Origin of the sequence: Rhodococcus sp. R1101, from assembly GCF_000278445.1 — a bacterium.
Lineage (GTDB): Bacteria > Actinomycetota > Actinomycetes > Mycobacteriales > Mycobacteriaceae > Rhodococcus > Rhodococcus gordoniae.
Genome location: NZ_AJVB01000584.1, coordinates 1 through 2141 on the forward strand (window position 1 = coordinate 1; position 2141 = coordinate 2141).

Sequence of the window (2141 nt, forward strand, 5' to 3'; positions counted from 1 at the left end):
ACGTCTTCGGGTCGCTGCGCTGCGACTGCGGTCCGCAGCTCGACGCCGCCCTCGAGATGGTCGCCGAGGAAGGCCGTGGCGTCGTCCTCTACATGCGCGGCCACGAGGGGCGCGGCATCGGCCTGATGCACAAGCTGCAGGCCTACCAGCTGCAGGACTCCGGATCCGACACCGTCGACGCCAACCTGCAGCTCGGCCTGCCCGCCGACGCTCGCGATTACGGCATCGGTGCGCAGATCCTCGTCGATCTCGGTATCTCGTCGATGCGGCTGCTGACCAACAACCCGGCCAAGCGTGTCGGTCTCGACGGCTACGGCCTGCAGATCACCGAACGTGTCCCGATGCCGCTGCGCGCGAACCGCGAGAACATCTCGTACCTGCGCACCAAGCGCGATCGCATGGGTCACGACCTGATCGGTCTCGACGAGTTCGACGAGGGAGACGCCTGATGAGCGGCGAGGGCCTGCCCGACCTGCAGCTCGCCGACGCCGCGGGCCTGAGCCTCGCGATCGTCGCCGGTCGCTGGCACACCGAGATCTCCGACGCGCTCATCGCCGGCGCTCAACGGGTCGCCGAGCAGGCAGGCGTCACCGACGTCACGCTCGAGCGCGTTGCGGGAGCCATCGAGCTCCCCGTCGTCGCGCAGCAACTGGCGCGCACCCACGACGCGGTCGTCGCGCTCGGCGTGGTGATCCGCGGCGGCACACCGCACTTCGAGTACGTGTGCGACGCCGTGACCTACGGCCTGACCCGGATCGCGCTCGACGAGGGCACCCCCGTGGGCAACGGTGTTCTCACCACCGACACCGAACAGCAGGCCCGCGACCGCGCCGGTCTGCCCGGCTCCGCGGAGGACAAGGGCGGACAGGCCTGTGCGGCCGCGCTCGACACCGCCGTGACGCTGCGGCGGCTGCGGAAGGTGGCGCGTTGACCCGCGACGAGACCGGCCGGGATCTGGAAGTACGCCCGCAGAAGATGCGGCGCTGGGTCGTCGTGGCGGCCGTCGTCGTCCTGGCCGCGCACATCTTCGCGGCGCTGGTACTCCGCGGGGGCGGCGACACCGGGGTGAACCTGCGGTTCGTCGACCAGATCGCGATCCTCGCCATCGGCATCATGCTCACCGGGGGCGTCCTGCTGTTCACCCGGCCGCGGTTGCGTGCCGGGGCGGAAGGAGTATCCGTCCGCAACGTCGTGGCCGAACGACACATCCCGTGGACCGATGTGCGTGGGTTGTTCTTCGACCACGGGGCGCCCTGGGCGCGCCTCGAACTGCCGTTCGACGAGTACGTGCCCGTCGTCGCCATCCAGGCGCGCGACGGGGAACTCGCCGTGAACGCACTCGAGCGTTTCCGCGAACTCGAGTCCTATTACACCGGCGGAGCCGTCAGGGGCGACGACTAGCCTGGACCTGTGCCCGACCCCTCGACATATCGCCCTGCCCCCGGCTCCATTCCCACGGAGCCGGGGGTCTACAAGTTCCGCGATCCGCACGGCCGGGTCGTCTACGTCGGCAAGGCGAAGAACCTTCGCTCCCGTCTGAACTCGTACTTCGCCGACATCGCCTCGTTGCATCCGCGCACCCGTCAGATGGTGACCACCGCGGGCCGGGTCGAGTGGACGGTGGTGCGCACCGAGGTCGAGGCACTCCAGCTCGAGTACAACTGGATCAAGGAGTTCGACCCGCGCTTCAACGTCCGCTACCGCGACGACAAGACCTATCCGATGCTCGCGGTCACGTTGAACGAGGAATATCCCCGGCTGTTCGTCTACCGCGGGCCGCGCCGTAAGGGCGTGCGCTATTTCGGCCCCTACTCGCACGCCTGGGCGATCCGCGAGACCCTCGATCTGCTGTTGCGGGTGTTCCCGTCGCGCACGTGCTCGGCCGGGGTCTTCAAGCGGCACGCGCAGATCGGCCGTCCGTGCCTGCTCGGCTACATCGACAAGTGCTCCGCGCCCTGCGTCGGGCGCGTGTCCGCCGAGGAGCACCGTCGCATCGTCGAGGACTTCTGCGATTTCCTCGCCGGACGCACCGACAAACTCGTACGCGACGTCGAGAAGCGGATGCAGGCCGCGGCGGAGGAACTCGACTTCGAGACCGCCGCCCGCCTGCGCGACGACCTCGGTGCGCTGCGCAAGGCCCT

The 2141-nt window shown here is 69.2% G+C and carries 4 protein-coding genes; all 4 read left to right on the forward strand.

Going from position 1 to position 2141, the window contains the following annotated elements; all coding sequences use genetic code 11:
- Positions 1-449 (forward strand): GTP cyclohydrolase II RibA (ribA, locus tag R1101_RS0121925; protein WP_016935382.1); only part of this gene is annotated, 449 nt, incomplete at its 5' end.
- The gene (gene ribH / locus R1101_RS0121930; RefSeq protein ID WP_016935383.1) at positions 449-931 is read left to right on the forward strand and encodes a 6,7-dimethyl-8-ribityllumazine synthase; all 483 of its coding nucleotides are present in this window, start codon (positions 449-451) and stop codon (positions 929-931) included. The genes ribA and ribH, both read left to right, overlap by 1 nt.
- Positions 928-1401, forward strand: coding sequence for a PH domain-containing protein (locus R1101_RS0121935; RefSeq protein WP_016935384.1), 474 nt, complete (start codon positions 928-930; stop codon positions 1399-1401). The genes ribH and R1101_RS0121935 overlap by 4 nt, the downstream gene beginning before the upstream one ends.
- Before the next feature lie 9 nt (positions 1402-1410).
- Positions 1411-2141: excinuclease ABC subunit UvrC (gene uvrC / locus R1101_RS0121940; RefSeq protein WP_016935385.1), on the forward strand; the 731-nt coding region annotated here is incomplete at its 3' end.

Bases quoted from the DNA above. Each gene is read 5' to 3' on its own strand.
- ribH (WP_016935383.1), top strand. From the start codon at position 449: ATGAGCGGCGAGGGCCTGCCCGACCTGCAGCTCGCCGACGCCGCGGGC.